Annotated in this window: 4 protein-coding genes; all 4 read left to right on the top strand. The window is 72.0% G+C overall.

All coding sequences use genetic code 11. From position 1 onward, the window contains the following. Positions 1–21: 21 nt before the first annotated feature. From ACIBUY_RS03155 to ACIBUY_RS03140, 4 genes are read left to right on the top strand one after another with little or no spacing between them, the layout of a single operon-like run. The gene (locus ACIBUY_RS03155; RefSeq protein ID WP_399151548.1) at positions 22–2,001 is read left to right on the top strand and encodes a hypothetical protein; all 1,980 of its coding nucleotides are present in this window, start codon (positions 22–24) and stop codon (positions 1,999–2,001) included. Next, a complete protein-coding gene (locus ACIBUY_RS03150; RefSeq protein WP_399151547.1) occupies positions 2,001–2,498 on the top strand; it encodes a YbaB/EbfC family nucleoid-associated protein in 498 nt (165 codons plus the stop codon). The genes ACIBUY_RS03155 and ACIBUY_RS03150 overlap by 1 nt, the downstream gene beginning before the upstream one ends. Further along, positions 2,491–2,823 carry a hypothetical protein gene (locus ACIBUY_RS03145; protein ID WP_365573896.1) on the top strand — a complete coding sequence of 111 codons (333 nt, stop codon included), beginning with the start codon at positions 2,491–2,493 and terminating at the stop codon, positions 2,821–2,823. Before ACIBUY_RS03150 ends, ACIBUY_RS03145 begins: the two co-directional genes overlap by 8 nt. Positions 2,824–2,851: 28 nt before the next feature. Further along, positions 2,852–20,893 carry a hypothetical protein gene (locus tag ACIBUY_RS03140; RefSeq protein ID WP_399151546.1) on the top strand — a complete coding sequence of 6,014 codons (18,042 nt, stop codon included), beginning with the start codon at positions 2,852–2,854 and terminating at the stop codon, positions 20,891–20,893. Positions 20,894–20,896: the final 3 nt, after the last annotated feature.

Here is a 20,896-nt window from a genome sequence, read left to right as displayed (position 1 = left end):
GGGCACGAGGGGGCAGTCCGAGTGGCCGGAACGTACAACTGGGAGACGGCGCTCGCCACGTACTCCACGGCGGCTCCGACCAGCCGCATGGAGATCGGCGGCAGTGGCGAAGGGTATGCGAGCTGGTTCGACAAGACGCACTTCTACCTCGGCGATTCGTCCGGTGCGTCCGAGAAGGCGAGCGACTACGACCTGTGGATGGAGGCGTCGTGGACCTTCACTGGTTTCAACACCACCACGTACTACTTCAGGATGGGCATCAGGCTCAGCCGCCTGGTCGGCACCAATGACGCCGACACACCTCTTTACAAGTTCGTCCACGAGCCGATCGAGTGGCTGGAGCCCGCCCTGACCGAGGGCGGCAGCGAGGTCATCAAGCTGCACAGCTTCGACGACGCCGGCATGGCCGTGCGCGGCACCCAGCAGTTCCTCGACCAGTGGGCTCAGAAGTTCAAGGGCTGGGCCGACGGTGTGGATGTCGCCGACGCCGACTTCCAGGGCACGGCCGCCGGTTCGTTCAAGAACATGCTCCTCGGCATCCACAGTGAACTGACGGACGTGGTCCGGCAGATGACGATCCCGGCCGACTGGACGGCCGAGGTGGACGCCGCACGCACCCAGCTCGTCAACACCACGACGCAGCTGCACGCCGCGCACGCCGCCTGGCTGAACACCCCCGAGTCCATGCCGATCAATGTGCTGCGCCCGGTGTTCGGGCTGACCGCCATGGGTTTCTACGGGTATCTGAACGACTCCCTGACGAACGGGGGCGGCCTTGCCACGGCATTGGACAGTGCCATCAAGGGGGTGGGCCAGGGTGATCCCAAGGACCAGGGCTTCTGGGACCGGATGCAGGAGACCGCCAAGAACGGCTGGCTGGCGCATGTGGGCTCGATGCTGGACCCGGCGGCACAGCAGTCCGCGGGCGCACTCGACGAGGCGTACCTCCACACGAGCGAGGACATCCGTGACATCGTCCCGCCGCAGTGGCTGACGCCGCCGTACGGCGCGGGTGCGGCCGGTTCGGGCGATGCGGGCGGCGCGGCCGGTTCGGGAGGCTCGGGGGACCTGGGCGGTTCGACCGGCCCGGACGGCACCGGAACGTCCCTCGGAGGGAATCAGCAGGGCGGCGGCGCCGACCCGACCGGCGACGACCCCACGGGCGCGGGCACCGGCGCGGACACCGGCCAGGACCAGCAGGGCGGCGTCCATTCCAACGGGGTCGCCGGCTCGGGGCTGACCGGCCCCACGACGGGGACGGGGAAGGACACCGGCCTCGGCGGCGGTGTCACCGGCAACGGTGTCCACGGCAATGGCCTCAACAGCGGCGAGACCTATAACGCCGGCAACCTTCCGCCCGGTTCGACGGTCACCTCGAACGGCACCGTCATCGGACCGAACGGGCAGGTGCTGAAGAACCCCGACGGCAGCACGGTGAAGGTGCCGCCCGGCACCAAGGTGACCGGCAGCGGACTCGACACCGGAAAGCGGACGAGCGACAGCCTCAAGCAGCAGGCACAGGAACAGGAGCGGCTGCGCGCACAGGAGTTGAAGGCGCAGCAGGAAGCCCAGAAGCAGGCCGAGGCCCAACAGCGCCAGTACCAGCAGGCGTTGGACAGGGCCCGCCGCACGGTCCGCTCGTCCGGCATCGAGGAGAAGCTGAACGGCGGCGGTGGCGGCGGCAACCTCTCGTACCGCACCAAGAACGCCGACGGCACGTTCTCCGCGCGCGACCCGCTCACCGGCGAAGTGCTCCCGGCGGGCACGTCCAAGGTCCGGACCTCCTCCGTCGAGCCCTCCGCCGCCGCAGCCGCGGCGGAGGAGGCGGCCGCGGCGCGCGGGCAGCGCACGTCGTCGCAGTCGCCGATGATGCCCGGCAGCGGGGCGGGAGCCGGGGCCGGAGCGGGACAGGGACAGGACCGGGACCGCAAGAGCTATCTGGACGAGGACGAGGACACGTGGGGCACCGCGGAGTGCACGTCGACGGGGGTGATCGGCTGATGACGGAACACGGCACCGACGGCCGGGCGCAGGGCCCGCGCACCGCGCGCGAGCAGTTCGAGTCGATCCTGGGCTCCTCCCTCCAGGAGCAGATGGGCGACATCCAGCGCCAGGTCCGCGAACACGTCCAGAAGCTCGCCGACGTCCAGCGCGAGCTGGCCGAGCGGACGGCCACCGCACGCTCCAAGGACCGCGCGATCAGCGTCACCGTCGGCATTCAGGGCGAGGTCCAGGAGATCAAGTTCCACAACGAGGACTACCGCCAGATGGACCCGGTCCGGCTCGGCAGGACCCTCGTCGAGCTGATCGGCAGAGCACAGACCGAGGGCGCCGAGGCCGCGCGCGCCGCGTACGAGCCGCTGCGCGGCAAGGGCGCCGACGTGCGGCGGTCGATGCTGGCGGGCTCGCCCGTCGAGGACATGCTCGCCCCGCTCAGGGAGATGACGAAGGGCTACCGGCTGGCACCCAAGGAGCGGAGGGGCGACGGCGATGGTTGAGCACAACGAGCTGAAGGCCGGCGACGCCACCTGGAAGGGGTTCGCCCACTACGAGAGCCTCGGCACGGCGCTGTCGAGCGCGCACGACCACGTCAAGGCCATCCACGATCTGAACACCCGCGGTGGCGGCGACGGCAAGGACGACTCCTCGAAGCAGTACCAGGACCAGATCTCCAAGAGCATGCCGCCGCTCACCGACACCCTCCAGATGCTGGACACCCTCGTCACCAACCTCGGCCGGAACGGCCAGGACGTGAAGAAGATCTTCGCGGACGCCGAGGAGCAGGCCGCCCAGCTCGCCAAGGACTGGAAGGCAGCCGGGTGACGAGGCGCACCACCCCGGGGCGGGGCCCGTGCTGACCCCTTCGCCCGAGGCGCAGACACTGCTCCTGATCTTCTCCGGCGAGAAGTGGCCGACGATCAACGAGGATCTGCTGCGGGAGGCCGCGGGCCACTACGACGGCCTTGAAGGCGACTTCAACGACCTGCAGACGTACCTCGTCGAGGCCGAGCAGTACATCAAGGACAACTTCTCGGGCCAGGCCGCCGACCAGTTCGCCTCGTACGCCGGTTACCTGACCGGCGGCGAACAGCCCATCCTGCCTGCCTGCGGTGAGCAGGCGAAGGCCATCGCCAAGCTGGCCAGGGACACCGCGAACCAGGCCGAGTACGCGAAGTGGATGATCCTCGCCCAGGTCATCGAGCTGATGGTGGAGATGGCGTTCGAGGCCGCGGTGAGCTGGGTCCCGGGCCTCAACGTCTTCGCCCACTCGCTGGTCACGCTGGCCGAGTTGATGGTCAAGCTGGTCAGCAAGGAAGTCATCAAGGCGCTGATCCGGAGCATTCTGATCCACACCGCGATCAGCACCGCCATGGGTGTCGCGATGGACGTGATCATCCAGCTGATCCAGTTCGGACAGGGCAACCGCCATGAATGGGACAAGGACGCGACGAAGAACGCGGCCGCGTTCGGCGCCCTGCAGGGCGTGTTCAGCGGCCTCGTCTCCCCGCTCGGCAGCGCGCTCGGCAAGAAGATCGGCAACTTCCTCGGCAGCGACGCGGCGAAGTGGCTGAGCCACCAGATCGCCGACCAGCTCGGCGGGTTGGCGGGCAACGACGCCGCGAAGGCGGGACTCGCGAGGGCCCTCGCCGACATCCTCGGCGGGGCGGACGGGGACCTGGCGAAATCGCTCACTACGAAGGTGGTGCCGGACGCGGCGGACGGCGCGGCCAAGACCATCAATGACAGCTTCGTCACGAAGGTCGGGAACGCCTTCGCCAAGCACGGCTTCGACGGGCTCGAGGGAGACGCGGCCCGCGGCGTCGGCGAGGCCTGGGCGCGTTCGCTCAACAAGCACTGGGCGACGGACGTCTCCGTGCAGGACGTGTCCGAGAACATCGCCAAGGATCTGGCGTCGGACGTCGGTGACACGGTCGGCAAGGACGCGCGGGACACGCTCTCGCACGCCGTCGTCCGGGACGTGGCGACGTCCGTCAGCTCCTCGGCGATGAAGGACACGCTGAGCCGGATGCAGCGGTTCGGCTACGCGGCGGGTCTGTACGGGACGGAGTCGCTGGTCGAGGCCGGCGGGCAGAACCTGGCCGAGGGCACGTACAACCTGATGACGCAGGGGCAGTTCACGACGGGCTGGGAGACGTTCGTCTCGGGCGTCGGGCCGAACCTGTTCAGCCATGCGATGCGGCACACGGTCGTGCATCCGTTCCTGTCCCACTCGGACTCGGCCTTCGCCAACTTCTTCAAGGGCCTCGACTCCAAGCTCGACACCCTCGACAGGCCGCCGGGGGAGTACGGGCCGTTGCTCACGCCGAACGACGCGTCGGCGACGGTGTCGGGCGGGGGGCTTTCGAGGACGTCGTCGGTGTCTTCGGCGTCTTCGGTGTCGTCGACGGCTTCGACGTCCTCGGTGTTGACGGTGTCTTCGTCGTCTTCGGCATCAACGACTTCCTCGGCGTCTTCGGTGTCGTCGACGGCTTCGACGTCCTCGACGTCCTCGACGCCCTCGGCATCAACGACTTCCTCCGCGTCCACGTCGTCCACGGCGTCCAGCCCCGCTCCCTCCAACTCCGGCTCGTCGTCGGCAGGTTCGTCACCGGCGACGCAGGCGACGCAGGGCGCGTCCGGATCCCGTACGACGCGAGGCGGGTCCGAGGGCGGCACGAACGTCTCGGCGCCCGCGTCCCCCGCGCCGCCGCGTCCCATCAAGACGGAGACATCCTCGTCGGCCACGTCTGCCTCGGCCTCGACCTCGACTTCGGGTTCGGGTTCTGCGTCTGTCTCCGAGGCCGCGTCCACGCCTGCGCCCACTCGTACGCGTACGTCCACGTCCGGCGACGGGCCCGACCACAGCGCGGTGCGTCCCCCGCAGCTGACGCCTGCCGAGGCCGCGAGGGCGCTCTCGTCGCCCACCACGACCCCCGCGGCCACGGCTGCCACCGCGCATGCGTCCACGTCCGCGTCCACGTCCGCGGACACCGCCTCCTCCGACGTCGAGCTGAACGAGATCACCGCTCCGGCCCCCACCCCGGCCGTCACCGTGCCGCAGCCCGACGGCTCGTCGAAGACCATCCACGTACCGGGGTTTCTGCACGACGTCGCCGCCTACGCCGCTCCCGGCGACCACCCGCCCTTCCACGGTGCCGTCGGAGGACACCTCGCCGTCCGCTTCGGCGGTGACGACGGGCCCGACGCCCTCGCCGCCACGCTGGCCGAGAAGGCTGGTGTCGAACTCCGCGACCCCGCCGCCCTCGTCGCCGCGCTCGCCGACCGGCCGCACACCTTCCTCGGTGACGGCCGTCGTTTCGCGGCGACACTCCCGGGCGGCGGCTCCCGGGAGCTGATCGTCAAGGCGGTTCCCGACCCGAGCGGTTGGCGGGCCGTCACCGACGAAGGACCCAAGGACGCGTTCAAGTACGACACCGCACACCGCTCGCAGCACACCGAGGGTCTGTCCTTCGCCGAATCCAGCAGTCTCCGGGCCCAACTGTCGGTCACGGCAAGTGCGGCCGCGGGACCTGTCGTCCGGGTCACCGGTACGCCGGGGGTGGCCACCGGGCGGGAGCACAACCTCACCACCCAGTCGATGGCGCAGAGCGAGACCCGCAGCCACAGTGCGTCGGTCGACCTCCGGACCCACGTCCGCTTCGAGCTGACCGTCCGCGACCTGCCCGCCACCGAGTCCTCGGCCACGCCCGTCACCTCCACCCACGACGTCCCCGACGGCATCGACGTCCGGGTTCCCGAAGGACACACCACCAGTTCCCGCCCCGATCCGCGCAAGGACGGGGTGCCCGACTTCTTCGTCACCGAGTCCGGTGAACGGGCGGCCATCGAGCACACCGAGCACTACTTCGATCTCGGCGAGCTGACGGACTGGGTGCTCCAGCACACCGGCTCCGAGGTCGGCAGCGACAACTATCAGGCCGTCGTACGTCACTTCTCTCCCGAGAGTTTCACCGAGATGGACGGCCGTGACCCGATCCCGCCGCTGCGGCTGCACATCCCGGCGGGGGCGTCCGACGGGAGCGTCACCATCGACCGTCCGAGGCCCCACCGCCACTGGGTGGTCGACGCCCTGCCCGACTTCGAGCTGCGCGACACACGCCAGTACACGCAGAAGAACGAGAGCACTGTCCAGGGCGACCGCAGCCTCGACGTCTCGGTGTTCGCCGGAGTCCGGACCGACCCCACCGGCTACGCCGACAAGTTCGCCGCACCGAGCGCCCAGGCCGGTGTCGTGTTCAGTTACGGGCACTTCTCGCGCCAGACCACGCAGTTGGGCGGTTCCGCGGGCGCCAAGCACGCCGAGCGCTCCCCGAAGGACGTCCGCACGGTGCTCGTGCTGCGCGAGTCGCAGGTCACGGTGCATCTGCCGGACGGCACGCACAAGACGTCCACCATCGGCAGCATCGTGAGGATGCCGGTGAGCGAGGCCCAGCGGCTCGCCGGATGGGACAACCAGGAGTCGCTGCGGGCCGACGTCAACCCGCCCCAGAAGCCCGCCTATTGGGGCGACGGCAGGATCACCGCGCTCGGCCCCGGCCGGCCGGGCGAGATCCACGTGGACGTACCCGCGCCCCACCCGGACGCGGCCGCCCGCGACCCCCGCACCCCGGAGCGGAAGCTCGCCGACTCGGTCCTCGACGGCCTGCGGAAGGCGGCCCCGGGGCTGCCGCTCGCGAGCCTGTCGGACGCGGACCGCGGCTACCCCCAACGCCCTTGGTTCAAGCGGCTGTTCGGCATCGGCACCCGGGCCGCCCACGGCGTGGCGAACACCCGGGCCGTGCTGGCGGCCCTCTCCCCGCAGGGGTTGCGGGACGGCATGCACCAGGCCGCCACGCCGGAAGGGATCCGGGTGCCGCTGCTCGGCCCCACCTTCCTCACCGAACGCGGCTTCACGCTGACCCTCCGGGCCGACCTCGCCACCGCGGACTACGTGAGCAGCGCCCGCCGCACGGCCACCAGCGCGTTCGGCGGCGCCGAGCGGTTCGACACCGGCCAACAGACCACCCACTCCTACGCGTTCGGCGTCGACCTGAGCTTCGCCGCCCGCGAGAACAAGAAGGACGCCGGCGGTACGCCCCTCGCCGTCGGCACCGGCGGCTTCGGCGCGAGCGGCAGCCGGCGGACCACCCGGCAGGTGAAGTCCGGGGGGACCTCGACCCGGGAGGACCTGTTCGTGCCGGGGCCGGGCGTCGACACGTACGACTTCGCGGGCACTCTTGAGGTGAGCCTTGAGCGTTCCGCGTTCCCCCAGCCCGTCGTCCAGGCCCTGACGCTCGGTGGCTGGCGGGCTCTGGCCCGGTACGGCAGTGAGACGCGGTTCCCCGTGGTGCGGTGGCTGCGGGAGCGGGCGGGGCTCGGTGGACTCGGCCGCTTCCCGGACGAGCACACTCCCGTCCGCGTCGCCTCCCACGGCCTGGCGTTCGCCTTCGACGTACCGGACGCCATGTCGCGGACGGGGACGATGCCGCAGGGCGACCGGGAGCGGTTCGCCGGGAGCCAGCCGGCCCGCGCCCTGCTTCCGGGCGAACAGGCGGCCCCCGCGGACGAGATCACCTCCCGCGGACTGGCCGCCGTCACCCTGACGACCCGTTCGGACCCGGGGCTGCTCGCCTCGGCGCTCGAACTCGCCGGGGACACCACGGGCGCCTGGCGGCCGACGCACCCGGGCACCGCGCTCTCCGAGCGGATCCGCCGGTACTTCGGGCAGCACTCCCTGACGGCCCTGTCCGACCAGGTGTTCTCGCCCGGTGGCCACGGCCTGCCCAACCTCCACGACCGGGGCACCTTCCTCGCCGGGGACGACTCGCTCTCGCTCACCGGGACCCGCCACACCATCACGGTGGTGGGCAAGCCGTTCAAGGCGTCGACCGAGATGAACGCCGCGCTTGAGCAGATGTTCGGCTGGTCGCGGGGGCGGGCGGGCGGCGTCACGATCGGCACCACCGGGGTGTTCACCGGTCTGGGAACGGCCGGTGGCGCAACCCTGACGGGGCAGGGCGGGATCGCCGGCACCCTGTTCCAGAAGTTCCGGTCGCGCACCGAGGGCTCGTCGGTCACGTCCACCCGTGACCTCAACCAGGTGCTGGGCAACGACCGTTGGGTTCTGGTCGTGGGCGACACCGACTACCGGATCGGCGCCCGCCACAAGCCCCTCGGCCTGTTCGGCCGCCCGAGCGGATGGTTCAAGGGGAGCCACGAGGCCACCTCCCGGGTCATACGCAAGCCGGGCGGCTGGGTCGGCGTGATCCGGGAGCGGGACGCGATCAGGTCCGGGCTGCTCGACGACGGCCTCGGGGCGGTGCCCCACGGCGGTCCCGGGCCCGGCGCGGGCTGGCGCGACCGCGGTGACCTCGACGGCTCGACCCGGGGCACCTTCGTGCACGACGCGCCGCAGGACGCGGCGGCGCTGACGCGGCTCGGACGCTCCCTGGACGCGGTGGGGATCTCCGAGCAGACCCGACACTCCATCGCGGCCATGGTGTCCGCGCGTACGAACCGCTCCACCGTCCAGGCCGGGGGCGAGATCGGCTCGCACGGCCGCACCGCCGTGCTGACCCACGTCAAGGGTCTGAACGTGCTCGGCATGGACGTGAAGATCACTGTCCGTCATGAACGCACCGGTGAACGGGTGGTGATCACCGACACGGCCTTCGCCGACCACGAGTACGGGGCGAGCCGCAGCACCACGGCGGAGACCTCCCTCGCCACGGCGGGGTCCGCCGCGCACAGCGCCACCGGCGGCGAGCAGTCGCGCGTCCCGACCGGAACCGCCGGGCCCACCGCGGCCGGTGGCCCCGGCTTCAGCGACACGACGGCCGAGACCGACTCCGGGTCCGGGGTCGCCACACAGGTGACCACGCTCCCCGGACCGAAAGCGGTGATCAGGACGGAGTGGCGGACCACCGTCACGGTCACCGCCCCCGACGGCAGTGACGTCGTCGAACCGGTCAGTTGGGCCGCCACCGCCACCACCACGCGGTCCTATCTGCTGCTGGAGCCGACGACGCCGGTGGCTGCGGCGGGTACGGACCCGGCCGCCCCGACGACGCCGCGGAGCCTGCGCCCCACCCCCGCGCTGACCATCGCCCCGCCGGTCGGCGGCAAGGATCCCGCCTCCCTGCTCACGTCGACCACCGCCGACAACAAGGAGGCGGCCCGCAAGGGTGACGGCGGCCTCCACTTCCATGAGGTCATCGGCTCGGACACCGTGCAGGACCTCGCCAAGGTGCTGGTCTCCCGCGCCCACCGCAACGACCTCAAGGACCCGGGTGGCCTGAATGCCCGTAACACCCCTGACGACCGGGACAATCGGGATGGCCGGGATGGCCGGGATGGCCGGGATGGCCGGGATGGCCGGGATAGCCGGGATAGCCGGGATGGCCGGGACTCCGCCCCGGAACGCAGCTTCACGGGCGGCGACCTCACTCGGCTGGTGAACGGCGCCGTGAGCGCGAGCAGCCTGGTGAAGGACGGGAGCGCCGGCGCGGACGCGCTCGGCAACGCCCTGAACGACGTCGCCCTCACCGCTGCCCTCACCTCCGGCGCCGCGCAGAACGGCACCCACACCTTCGCCCTCCCCAGCAACGACCTCGTCGGCGGTGTCGACGCGACGCTGGCTCTCGCCGCGCACCTCGACTTCACGCGGGCTCGCCGCATCACCGTCAGCGGCCAGGCGAAACTCGACGACCTGATCGGCGGCGGCCAGGGCGGCGAGGTGTCCGGCGCGACGGCCGAGACGCTGAACGTCGGCTCCGGCGCCACCGACTCCCTGGCCGTCAACGACCGCCTCACCCTCGCGCCCGGCGCCCCGAGCGCCACGATCGGCAGCAGCATGGGCGAGACACACCGGACCGGGCATGCAGAACAGACCCGGCTCAACCTCAAGCCGCCTGTCGGATACGGCCATCTCGTCGCCGTCCCCGTCACGTTCCACCTCGCCGCCGGAGCGCATCGCCACATCAAGGACAGTGCCGTCGCCCGTCCGTTGACGACCCCGGCCGCCCTGCAGTCCGGGAAGACGGAGGCGACGGTCCTCGTCTGGATGAGCGACCAGAAGGTGAGGGAACTGGAGCTGGCGCAGCTCGATTCCGCGCAGACCGGCGCCGCGAAAGCGGTGACCGACGCCGAGAAGGCGTGGGAGGACAACGACAAGAAGTACTGGGAGGAACGCGGGAGATACGCCGAGGAGCTGGCTGACATCAACCGGGACCGCGACGAGGCGGCTTACCGGCAGCGCCACGCGGAAGCCGTCGACCGGCTCGCGGACCTGCAGGCCAGGGTGCACGCCGCCCGCGACGAGTACCTTCGCATCCGCCGTGTCGCCGACCCCATGTTCCGCGGTGACCCGGGCGCATCGGCCGAGGCCCCGGTCTTCGACGCGAGCGTTCGCCATGACCACGGGGAGCCGAATCCGGCGGACCGGCAGAGCGATTTCACGGAGGTCGCGGGCGGCGACGGGCATCCGGGTGCGATCACGATCGACGGTCGGACCCATCCGCTGATCGAGGTGGAGAACGACGGGCACGGGTTCTTCAACGCCCTCGGGAAGGGGCTCGAACAGGGCGGGCACCGCTCCGCGGAGCGGGCCACCGGCCGGGCGTTGCGCAGGGAGCTGGCGGCCCTGCTCCGGGCCCACGCGGACGGGGAGCGGCTCGACACCGTCCGGGTGCCCGAGCGCTTCGCGGAGCTCGCGCAGCTGGCGCCGCCCGATCTCGCGGACGGGTTCAGCCGGGACGATGTCGTCGACGCGGGCCTGAACCGCGACCTCCTCGACCCGTCGACCATGGCCGGGCGGGAGTTCCGTGACCGTGGCGCCGTCCCGCCGATGAAGCGGGCGCTGACGGAGGCCCAGCGGGCCAGGCTCGCCGCGATCTCCACGGGCCGCGACGGCAGCCGCGAAACGCTCACCGACCACGGCACGGCGGATCTCCACCCGGCGCTGGCGGCAGCGCTATGGGGTGTGACGGTGACGGTGGCACACGGCGGGCGGCTGCACACGTTCCTGCCGGGTGGTGGCGAAGCGGGGCCGGGGGACCGGGAGCGTGGTGTGCTGCTGCATCTGAAGGACGGGACGTACCGGTACGTCGACCAGAGCGGCGGGCTGCAGCAGGAGCAGGGACCGTCGCAGTCCCAGCCCCCGTTGACGCCGACTCCTGAGATGCCGACTCCTGCGGCGGCGCCGATTCCTGCTGCAACACAGCCTCCTGCGGAGACGCCGATTCCTGCGGCGCCGATTCCTGCTGAGACGCAGCCTTCTGCGGAGACGCCGATTCCTGCGACGCCGATTCCTGCTGAGACGCAGCCTTCTGCTGAGACGCAGCCTTCTGCTGAGACGCAGCCTCCTGCCGCGACCTTGACGCAGACCTCGCCGCCGACCCCGGCTCCAACTCCGGCCCCGGCCCCAACTCCGGCCCCCGCTCCTACTCCTGCTCACAACCCGGCCTCCGGCCTGACGGACAGCCCGACGGACAGCCCGACGGACACCCCGGCCGTCGCCCGGCAGATCTTCGAGGCGCTGAGCGCATCCGGGAACCCCGACAGTGGCGAAGCGCCGCCGCCCCCGAGCGAGCCCCCGCTCCCAACCGCCGCCCCGGGCGAGCACCCGCTCCCGGTCACCCCGGTCCCCCTGGACGACGCGGAACTCGCCGAGCTGGGCGGCCTGTTGAAGTTGCCGACGACGGGGCTCGTCGCCCTCGACTCGTACTTGACGGAACTCCACGTCGCCCGTTCCCACTGGGAGAGCCTCGACAACCACCTGCTGCACGAGGGCTCGTCACTCGCCGAACTGGCCGCCGACGGCGACAGCGACGGCGGCCGCGGCCGCATCCGCCGCGCCGTGGTCGACTGGCTGGCCGCCCCCGACCACGAGCCGTCCACCGCCACCGCCGACGCCGCGCACGGATTCGGCATACCGCCCGTCCGGCTGGAGCGGCTCCTGCGCGCCCACGGCCTGCACGACGCGACCGGGCTCCTCGACGAGCTCGGCGACGGCACGCCGCCGGACTCCGCGGCCGACTGGTTCGACACCCACCCCGACGCCCTGGCCCGGCTCAGGAACCGCGAGGACACCGCCCGTTTCACGCAGACAGCCGATGATCTGCTCCCCGCGCCCGCCCCGGGCACCGAACGGGCCGCGGCCCTTGGCGAGTTCCGCACCTGGCACGTCGAGCACGGCGGCTCCGAGCAGCTGGGCCGGATCACCGACGAGCAGCTGCGCGACGAGGTCGCCCGCTGGTACCTCGACACCGCCCACCACATCGGCGACCTCCCCGACGACGTGGACGCCGGGGCGCTGGCCCGCCTCGCCCGTGCGGCCGACACCGCGGGCGGTTCCGCTCCGGAACGGTTCGGCCGTGACGTGGCCGGACTCCTCGCCGACGGGAATCTGTCGCACGCCGTGCGCCTCGCCGCCGACCTCGGGTCCGCGGCCGGCCTCGGCGACGTCCGCGCCCTCACCGCGGCCCTGGGCAGCGCCGCCACCCTGCGACCGTTCTCCCGGCTCCTCGGGTACCACCTGGCCAGGCACGCCGCCGCCCCCGACGCGCTCGACGCGGCGGCCGCGGCCTTCCGCGTGGACCTCGCGCGCCACGGCTTCACCACGGAGGACCTGCCGCTGCTGGCCGGGACGGACCGCACCGGCGGGCCCACCGGTTCCCCGGAGTCCGTCGACCCCCTCGGAACCGAGCAGTTGGACTCCTTCGCGCAGTATCTCGTCCACGGGGCGGAGCTCGGTGACACCCCGCACACGGCGGTCCGGGCCTGGCGAGGACTGCCGCAGGAGGCCGCCGCGGAGCATGTGCGCGCCTGGCGCGACCGCGCCACCGCCGTCGGGCAGCACAAGATCCTGGGTACGGTCGACATCAAGCCCCCGACGCACGAGGAGACGTCGGAGCTCGGAATCGTCGGGCCGATCGAGAAGCGCGCCTTCCGAGCGCGCCGTGTCGCTCTCCCGGACGGCACCGTCCGCGCCGAGCTCACCCTCACCGTCAAGCTGGTCCACGCGCCCGGCGCCGACCATCTCGCGGAGGCAGCCCAGCATCTCGCGAAGACCTCGGTCGACACGTACCTCAACGCACCTCGCTACCGGCTGCCCAACGGCGACGTGCTGCACGTCGCCGTGGAGTTCACCGACGCCGACGTGCCCGTCGAGTGGCTGCCGAACGGCTTCCTCGACAGCCCGCGCGACGGCGTCCATCTCGTCGCCCTGTCCCTCGACCCCTCCGGCCGTATGGAGGCACGCGACTGGCGGCTGCCCGGCGGCCACCCCTCCGTCTTCGCACACGAGCTGACCCATCTGCTCGGCCTGCGCGACTACTACCGCGAGCACGGGAACTCGCTGCGCCCCGTCTACACCGATCGCGCCCTCATGGCGGGACCCGTCATCGGCGACCGGCACGGACAGCCCGACATCGGACCGCTGCAGCGCGGCGGCCAGTGGCTCACCAACCAGCGGCTGATGCCCCGTGACCTGGCACTGATCGGTGCGGCCGTCGCCAGCGCGTGGCAGGGGGCGGGCCACCGGCCGGCCACGCACGACCGGGTGGCGTCGCGGCTGCCGCGCGACGTGGCCGAGCGGGTGCTGCGCGGCAACCCGCGTACCGGTGCGCCCGGCCGGCTCGCTCCGACCGGCACCTCGGGCCGCGTCCGCCCGGAGCCGACCGGTGCCGTCAACCCGAACGGCACCTATCCGGCTGGCTCCCGCAAGAACGGCGATGTCACCGAGCCGTTGATGATGTTCCCCGAGCACTGGTCGCTGGAGGAGGCCGCCGCCGCGGCGGTGCACGTCCACCGCGAGCAGCGGCGGCTCGGCCGCACCGAGGGGGGCGCCTTCGAGGGCGTCCACCAGGGGGTCCGGATCCGCGGGCGCGCCCTGCGCGACGGCACCATCACCGAGTTCGAGCCGTCGCCCCGCCAGGGCGACCTCGCTCCGGCCCTGTTCGCGGACCCGGCCGATGAGCCGCGGCCGACGCACTTCGCCCGGGGCGGCACCCCGCTCGCCACCCTCCGGCTGTGGGACTTCCTCGCCCTCGGTGACCGGTCGCGCGGCATCGGCGGCCATGTGCGGACCGGCGATCCGGGCGTACGCCACCAGCCGTTCCACGGCGCCGGGTTCGGCAACGGCACACGACGCAGCGCCGTCGACGCCCTCGCCGTCGTCCCCGAGCACGGCCGGGACGCCGGGGCGGCTCCGCCCGTGCACACCGCCCTGACGTCACCGGGACCGGCGGTCACCGTCGCCGACGGCGTCACCGGTCTCAACACCGTCTTCCCCGAGGGCTGGTACGGCGGTCTGCTCGACGCCGCCATCGAGGCCGGCCACGAAGGGGCCCTCAAAACCGGGAACTTCGTCGTCCTGCCCACGGGCGGCCACCTCTGGCACTCCACGGTGAACGGGGTCCCGATGCACGGGCAGGTCCTCGACGGTGAGCACCAGTGGGTACGGCCGTCCTGGCACCAGCCGGGCGGACCGGGCGCGGACGAGGTGCTGGCCGAGGCGCGCGACATAGAGTTCCGCACCGGCAGCGGCGCCCACTACCGGATGACACGGGTGCTCCACCGCGACGGCAGCCAGAGCACCTCCCTCGTTCGCGTACTGCACCTTCCGAACCGTCAGAACACCGCCGGAACCGCCGAGTTGGTGCGCGGCACCGTACTGTCCGCGACCCACGTCGCCGGGCTCGGCCGGACGGACCACCATCTGGAGGTCGCGTTCGACGGCCCGGACGACGGGGCCGACGCCGCGCTGGTCGACCGCGCGACGACGGTCGGCGCCGACGACCTGGCGGCGCACGTCGACGCCGACCTCGGCGAGGCGTACATCACTGCCCCGCGAAGCCTCGACGCCGACGCGTGGCAGCCGCCGGAAGGCACCGCCGGCGACGTCACCTGGCGTGCCCTCGCCTCCGCCGTCCTCGATCTGCACGGACCCGGCGCCCTCGCGCACGAACCCGGCGTCGACGCCCTCGTCCACCTCCACACCGCCGCGGACCTCGCGCCCCATACCGACCGGGACCGCAGCGAGCAGAACCTGATCGGCGCCACCGACCACCACTTCACCAAGAGCGCGGGCCGCGACCGCACGGTCCCCGAACCGCTGCGCGGAGCCTGGTCGGACCGCCGGCTCCGGCTCGCCGCGCTGCAGCATTCCCGCGCCGCCCGTCCGGTCCCCGGCAGGTCCGGCCCGGACGCCATGACCCTGGAGGCGTTCCCGGAGCCGGGCGTCCGCCTGGAGATCCGGTACGAGCGAAGCGGCGACGGGACCTGGAAGATCGCCGACTACGCGCTCCACGAGGCCGGCGACTCCGACGCGCCCCGGCCGCTGTGGCAGCCGACCGGACAGCTCGCGCAGCTGGCGGCCGCCCACGCGGTGCACCCCGCGCGGCTGTTCGTCCTCTCCGGGGAGCTGGGCCTCGATCCCCACGAGGCGGTGAGCGCGGCGGCGCTCCTGCGCGGCCTCGGCGACCCGCACGCGGCCGCCGCGGAACTGCGGCGCCTCGCCGAAGCCCTCGGCGGGCCGGTGTCCGCGGCCCGGCTGACCGCCCTGATGAGCGGGCTGACGACCCGGGCCGGTACCGGCGTGGGCGTGGAGCACTGGTGGGATCTCGCCGCCCATCTGCGCGGCGCCGGGCACACGACGGCCGACCTGTTCGCCGCCGGGACGCAGGGGGACGCCGCCCGAGAACGCGCCGCGACGTGGCGGCCGGGTCTGCCCCTGCCGGTCCAGGAGGAGACCGCGCAGCGGGCTCTCGCCCTCGGCGTCCACCCGCGCCACCTGGCGCGGACGATGGACACGGCGCTGCTCAGGGACCCCACGCTGTTCGACCGGCCCGAGCTCACCCCCGAGGAGCAGGCAGCGAACCTGTGGCGCGGCCGCTTCGACGAACTGGCCCACAAGATTGGCGCGTTCGCGCACACCGCCGGGGCGCGGGACGCCTTCGCCGTATGGTCGGGACACCAGGACCCGGACGACGTGCTCGCCCTGCCGCTGCACGAGCTGACCCACCGCCTGGCACTGTGGAGGCTCGGTCTGGACGGCCCGCACGCTCAGCTCCCCGACGGCTCGGATCCGAGGCCGCTCGCGGTCCTCGCCCAGCGCATCGGCATGCGTCCCGACCACGCCGCCGTCTATCTGCACGGCCCCGGAGGGGCGCGCGGCGACCGCTCGCCGACGGCGCGGCTGAGCGCACGGCACCGGGCGGCCGACCTCGTCGCCGCCGCGCTCTGCGACGCCGACGCCCACGAGTTCGTCGAACCTGTCGCCGTCCTCGAACTCGCCGATCACCTCGGCGTCCGGCCCGACGCGCTGCGCAGCATTCCCGATCTGGACACCGCCGACGGCCGGACCGTGCGCGAACTCCTCCTGGACGGCGGCGACTTGCCCGCCGCGGCGGAGGCGATCCGCGACCGGCTGGACGACCTCGGCTACGAACCGCGGGACCTCGCCCGGTTCAAGGGCACCGTCGTCGACGCCCGAGACCTGCGCGAGCTGTACAACCAGGAGATGGAGCAGGAGTTCGGCGAGGAACTCGGCCTGGATCCCCACCATGTCGCGGCTGTCGCCGACGTTCTGCAGCTGTCCACCGACCTCGCCAACGCCTGGGACCGGCTGGAGTCCCACGCCTCTCAACTCGGCCTCTCCGAAGGCCTGTTGCCCGCCCTGCTGCGGCGTGCCGGGGACCTGGGCATCGTCCATGACGAGTGGCGCGACCTCGCGAGGGTGCTGCACGACCGCGGCGCCGGGCTGGACGACTTCGTCACCGCAGAGCTGGACGTGGCGGCCGAGGTGTGGATGCACGGCTGGTTCGACGGGATCGCCGGGCCCCTCGGCGCGGCCGGGGAACTGGTGGAGTTCGCGCAGTGGGCGCAGGTGAGCCCGCCCGAACTGCGGGACCTGCCGCCGGACGAGCTACGCCGCACGATCGCGCTGTGGCGCCTTGGCGCACCGGGCCCGGACGTCGAACTCGGCGACGGCCGGGACCCGGTGGCGCTCGTCCACGAGCAGCTCCGGGACGGCGACGCGCCCGACCACGCCCAACGGCGGGTCCCCCAGCGGTCGTTCCCGGCCGGAGGCGGCGGGCCCCGGGCCACGTCGTCCGCCGCCACCGGGGAGACCGCCGTGCACCATCCCGGCTACGCCTCGGGCGACCAGTTCGCCGTCGTGGCCGCCCTCCTCGCGGACCCCGGTCTGAAGGTGTTCATCACCACCGGGGAGGATGGCGAACACGAGGCTGCCGCACGGAAGATCGGCGCGTTCTACGACGAGTCCGGTCTGCGGGACCGGTACGAGTTCGTGAGCGACGGCGACGCGATGGCGCACGCCGAGAAGTGGACCGGGCTGAAGAAGGCCGACAAGCCGTTCCCGAGCATCTCGGACGCCACGAACCGCGTGGCGAAGGCGTACGGCGCAAGCCTGCGCGAGAGCCTGCGCCGCTCCTGGGGCCTGGGGCCCGACGAGGCACGCGACACCCACCTCGCACGATGGCTGGAGGCCAAGGGGCTGCCCCGGCTCGACCGCACGGACGTGTCCGGCGGCAAGCCCCGGGTGGCCGTGCTGTGGTCGCGGTTCAGCGGCAAGAAGGGCGAGGTGCACATCGAGCACGACACCAGCCACATCGGCATGGCCCAGATCATCTCCGGACTCGGCGACCTCGATGCCATCCTCGTCGTCGGCGACCAGCGCAAGAGCGGGCCGAACGACCCGAAGAAGTACGAGGAGATCGCCCGGTACTTCAACGAGGGCAAGGTCGGGGGCGAGGAGTCGCTCCGCCCCGAGGGCTTCCGCGCCAAGGTCGTCGATCTCACGGAGTTCTGGAACGACCGGGAAGGGGTGGCGCCCTGGGGCGGCGACAGCCGTACCGGACAGTTCCGGCTCTACGACTATCTCCACCGCAAGTTCACCGCCCGCCACCTCGGCTTCCGCAGCGGAAACCTGGAGGCCATGGCGCTGCTCGGATTCGAGGTCCGCTACCTGGAGGAGCCGGACAGCTTCGCCGGCGGATCGCGCATGGAGGTGTGGCACTCGGCGCTCGACGAGGCCGGGTCGCCCACGGGCCGGACCGGGAAGGGCGGGGAGGCGCCGGGCTACGAGCGGATCGTCGTCGCGCGGCCTCCGACCCGCTCGGGCGTCCATCAGAAGTCGCTCCCGCCGGCGGAGCAGAAGAAGGCGCAGAAGCGCGCCGCATGGCATCAGGACGAGGCGACGAGGACGGACAAGCACCGCACGGTGGAACCGGCGGATCCGGCGGACCCCGTGGTCCGGATCTCCGCGCCCAAGGGCTACACGGAGTTCGACCTGCGCAACCTCGATGCCTATCTGCTCCACGGCGACCCCGCGCACGGCATTCCGCAGGAACTCGTCCGAGGGGTCCGCGAGTTGGAGGGCGAACTGCGCAAGGCCGAGCGGGCGGCTGACGACGCGAGGGCGGAGCTGAAGACGCGGGAGAGCGCCCCGGAGGTACGGCAGGCCGAGAGGGGCGCGAAGAAGGCGCGGGAGGCCGCGACCGAGGCGGCGCAGCGGCAGTCCCCGAAGCAGGCCTCGGAACAGGAGATCCAGGCCAAGCACGCCAGGGCCGAGGCCGCCGAGAACAACGTGGCCCGCGCCAAGGCAGCCGCGGCCGAGGCCGTCCGCAAGGCGGCGCAGGACGTCACGGCGGCCGAGCAGGCCCTGGAGAGCGCCGGGCGGGACGCCGCCGACCGGTTCCGCGACCTGGCCGGGCAACATGGCAACCTCCTCGCCCTGCGCGCCCGGAGCCTGTACGCCCACCGCCGGATGGATCTTCTGCAGCTGCCCGAGGACACGGGTGCGGGCGCGTCCGAGCGGCCCGGCACCCCGACGTCCTTCGGCGGCTTCGACGGCGGACCGGGTCCGGCCGGGGGCCGGCCCGCACACCGTACTGACCTCGCGCATCAACTGGGTCTGCATCACGACGAGTCGGCGAGCATCGGCGATCTCGGCCGCAACGGCGCCGACCCGGACGAGGTGGCCGAGCGGCTGCACGACTACGCCCTCCGGGCCCTGGAGCACCCCACCCCCGAGGAACTGGCGACGCTCGTCCGGGACATGACGGCCAGGGACGTGCCCTGGAGCGCGTGGCCCGCGCACCCGGCAGCGCACCGCCGGACCGGGGGCGGCGCGACGACGCCGCCCCGCGTCAACCTCGACGTCGACCCGGAGACGGACGAGATCCTGATGCTGCGCGACGGTGGGACGAGCAAGGAGGCGGGCTATCTGCGCGGACTGCTGGCCTCCGAGAACCTCGTACCGGCCATCGGGAACCTGAAGGACGGCGGCACCCTCCACGTCATCGGGCACGGCCACCAGATGGGCGACGGAGCGCGGCTCGCCGACGACATCTCCCGGATGCTCCGGAGCCGGGGCCGCAAGGACATCCACGTCCATCTGATCGTCTGCCGGGCGGCCGACGCCCGGGGCAGGACGCTGTCCCCGGCGGAGACGCTGGTGCTCAGGAGCGGCGTGGCCGAGGTCCGGGCCTCCCGGGCCGACGTCCTCATGGCGCACACGGACGCGTCCGGGAGCCGCGAGGACCGCTCGGCGATCCCCGACTCGTATCTGCACGCGCTGTTCGCGGGCAGCCGCTCGGGCGGTGTGACCCTCTCGGGCGACTTCGCGAGCGTGACGGAGGACGCCATCTTCAACGCGCTCGCCGGGAGCTTCGCCGCCCTGGACCTGAACGCGCAGACCCCGGTCCGGCGCGAGGTGCCCGACGACGATCCGGCCGTCCTTCCGGACGGCGCCGTGATGTCCGGCGCGACGTCGTTCGGAACGGCCAAGGCGAAAGCGCCCAAGGCGAATTCGGCAGAGGCGAAAACGGCAGAGGCGAAAACGGCAGAGGCGGAAACGGCGCAGGGGAGCGAATCGAAGAGCAAGGAGATGAGCGTGATCTTCGATGGGATACCCGGAATCGCCAGGACCGAGCTCCGGGACGGGAAACGGGTCCTCTTCATCATGCCTCTGGTCGACCTGGGGCGTCTCAGGCAGCCGCAGGAGACGAGCTCCGCGAGCCTGACCAGCGCACGCCTGCAGTTCTTGCGCGCCACGACACCAGAGGGGAAGGACGACGGGCTGAAGGGGATGAAGAAGTGGTTCGAACCCAGTCACATCCCCATGGTCGTGAGGGAAGAAGCCGAGGACCGGGACTCCGTGCCCAACATGGTGATGCAGTTCGACCTGTCCCTGTACGACTTCGCCCATCGCTCGTTCTACAAGGAGCCCGAGGCTACCGGTGTCCGGAAACACGGGGACCACCTGACGATCGACAACTCCCTTCCGCTGCTTCTCGCGCTCGCCGAGAAGGATCACCAATCCCTGGGGGACTTCCTGTTCGAGCGGCACGGCTTGAAGAAGCCGGAATTCGTGGATCGGATGCATGCGTACGGGTTCGGGAAGATCGACAACATTCACTTCCGTCCCGACCGGTCGGATCAGGTGGGGGACAAGCACGAGGTGTGCAAGACGGTGTCGCTGAGGTCGTTCCGGGCCTATCTCGATCGCACGTTCAAGATGGTCCGCCTCTCCGAGCCCCTGCGGAAGGAGATCTCGGCCTCGATGGACCGGGTGGTCGCGAAGTTCGGGATCGGGGACGACCGCCTGTTCCTCGCGGCGGCCGAGATGCGGCACTTCGCCAAGCTCATGGTGATGACGCGGACCCTGACCGGCCGTTCCGTCTCCAAGAAGATCAAGGGCCTGGCCGACAGTCCGGGTGTGCTGATCCTCGACGACGTCGAGCACACGGAGGCGACGGGCCAGGGATTTCAGGAGGCGCTCGTGGAACTCATCGGCGAGGGAGGGGCCCCGAAGGGCTGTTGGGGCGAGATCGTCGGCTGGATCGGTGAAGAAGGGAAGAGCAAGTAGGCC

This window comes from Streptomyces sp. NPDC050085, from assembly GCF_044460595.1.
Lineage (GTDB): Bacteria > Actinomycetota > Actinomycetes > Streptomycetales > Streptomycetaceae > Streptomyces.
The sequence above is the reverse complement of the archived record's forward strand: the minus strand, read 5'-3'. Positions and strand labels throughout refer to the sequence as shown.

What these genes read in the sequence shown, in the direction of transcription:
- ACIBUY_RS03150 (WP_399151547.1), top strand. Translation starts at nt 2,001, where the DNA reads ATGACGGAACACGGCACCGACGGCCGGGCGCAGGGCCCGCGCACCGCG.
- ACIBUY_RS03145 (WP_365573896.1), top strand. Translation starts at nt 2,491, where the DNA reads ATGGTTGAGCACAACGAGCTGAAGGCCGGCGACGCCACCTGGAAGGGG.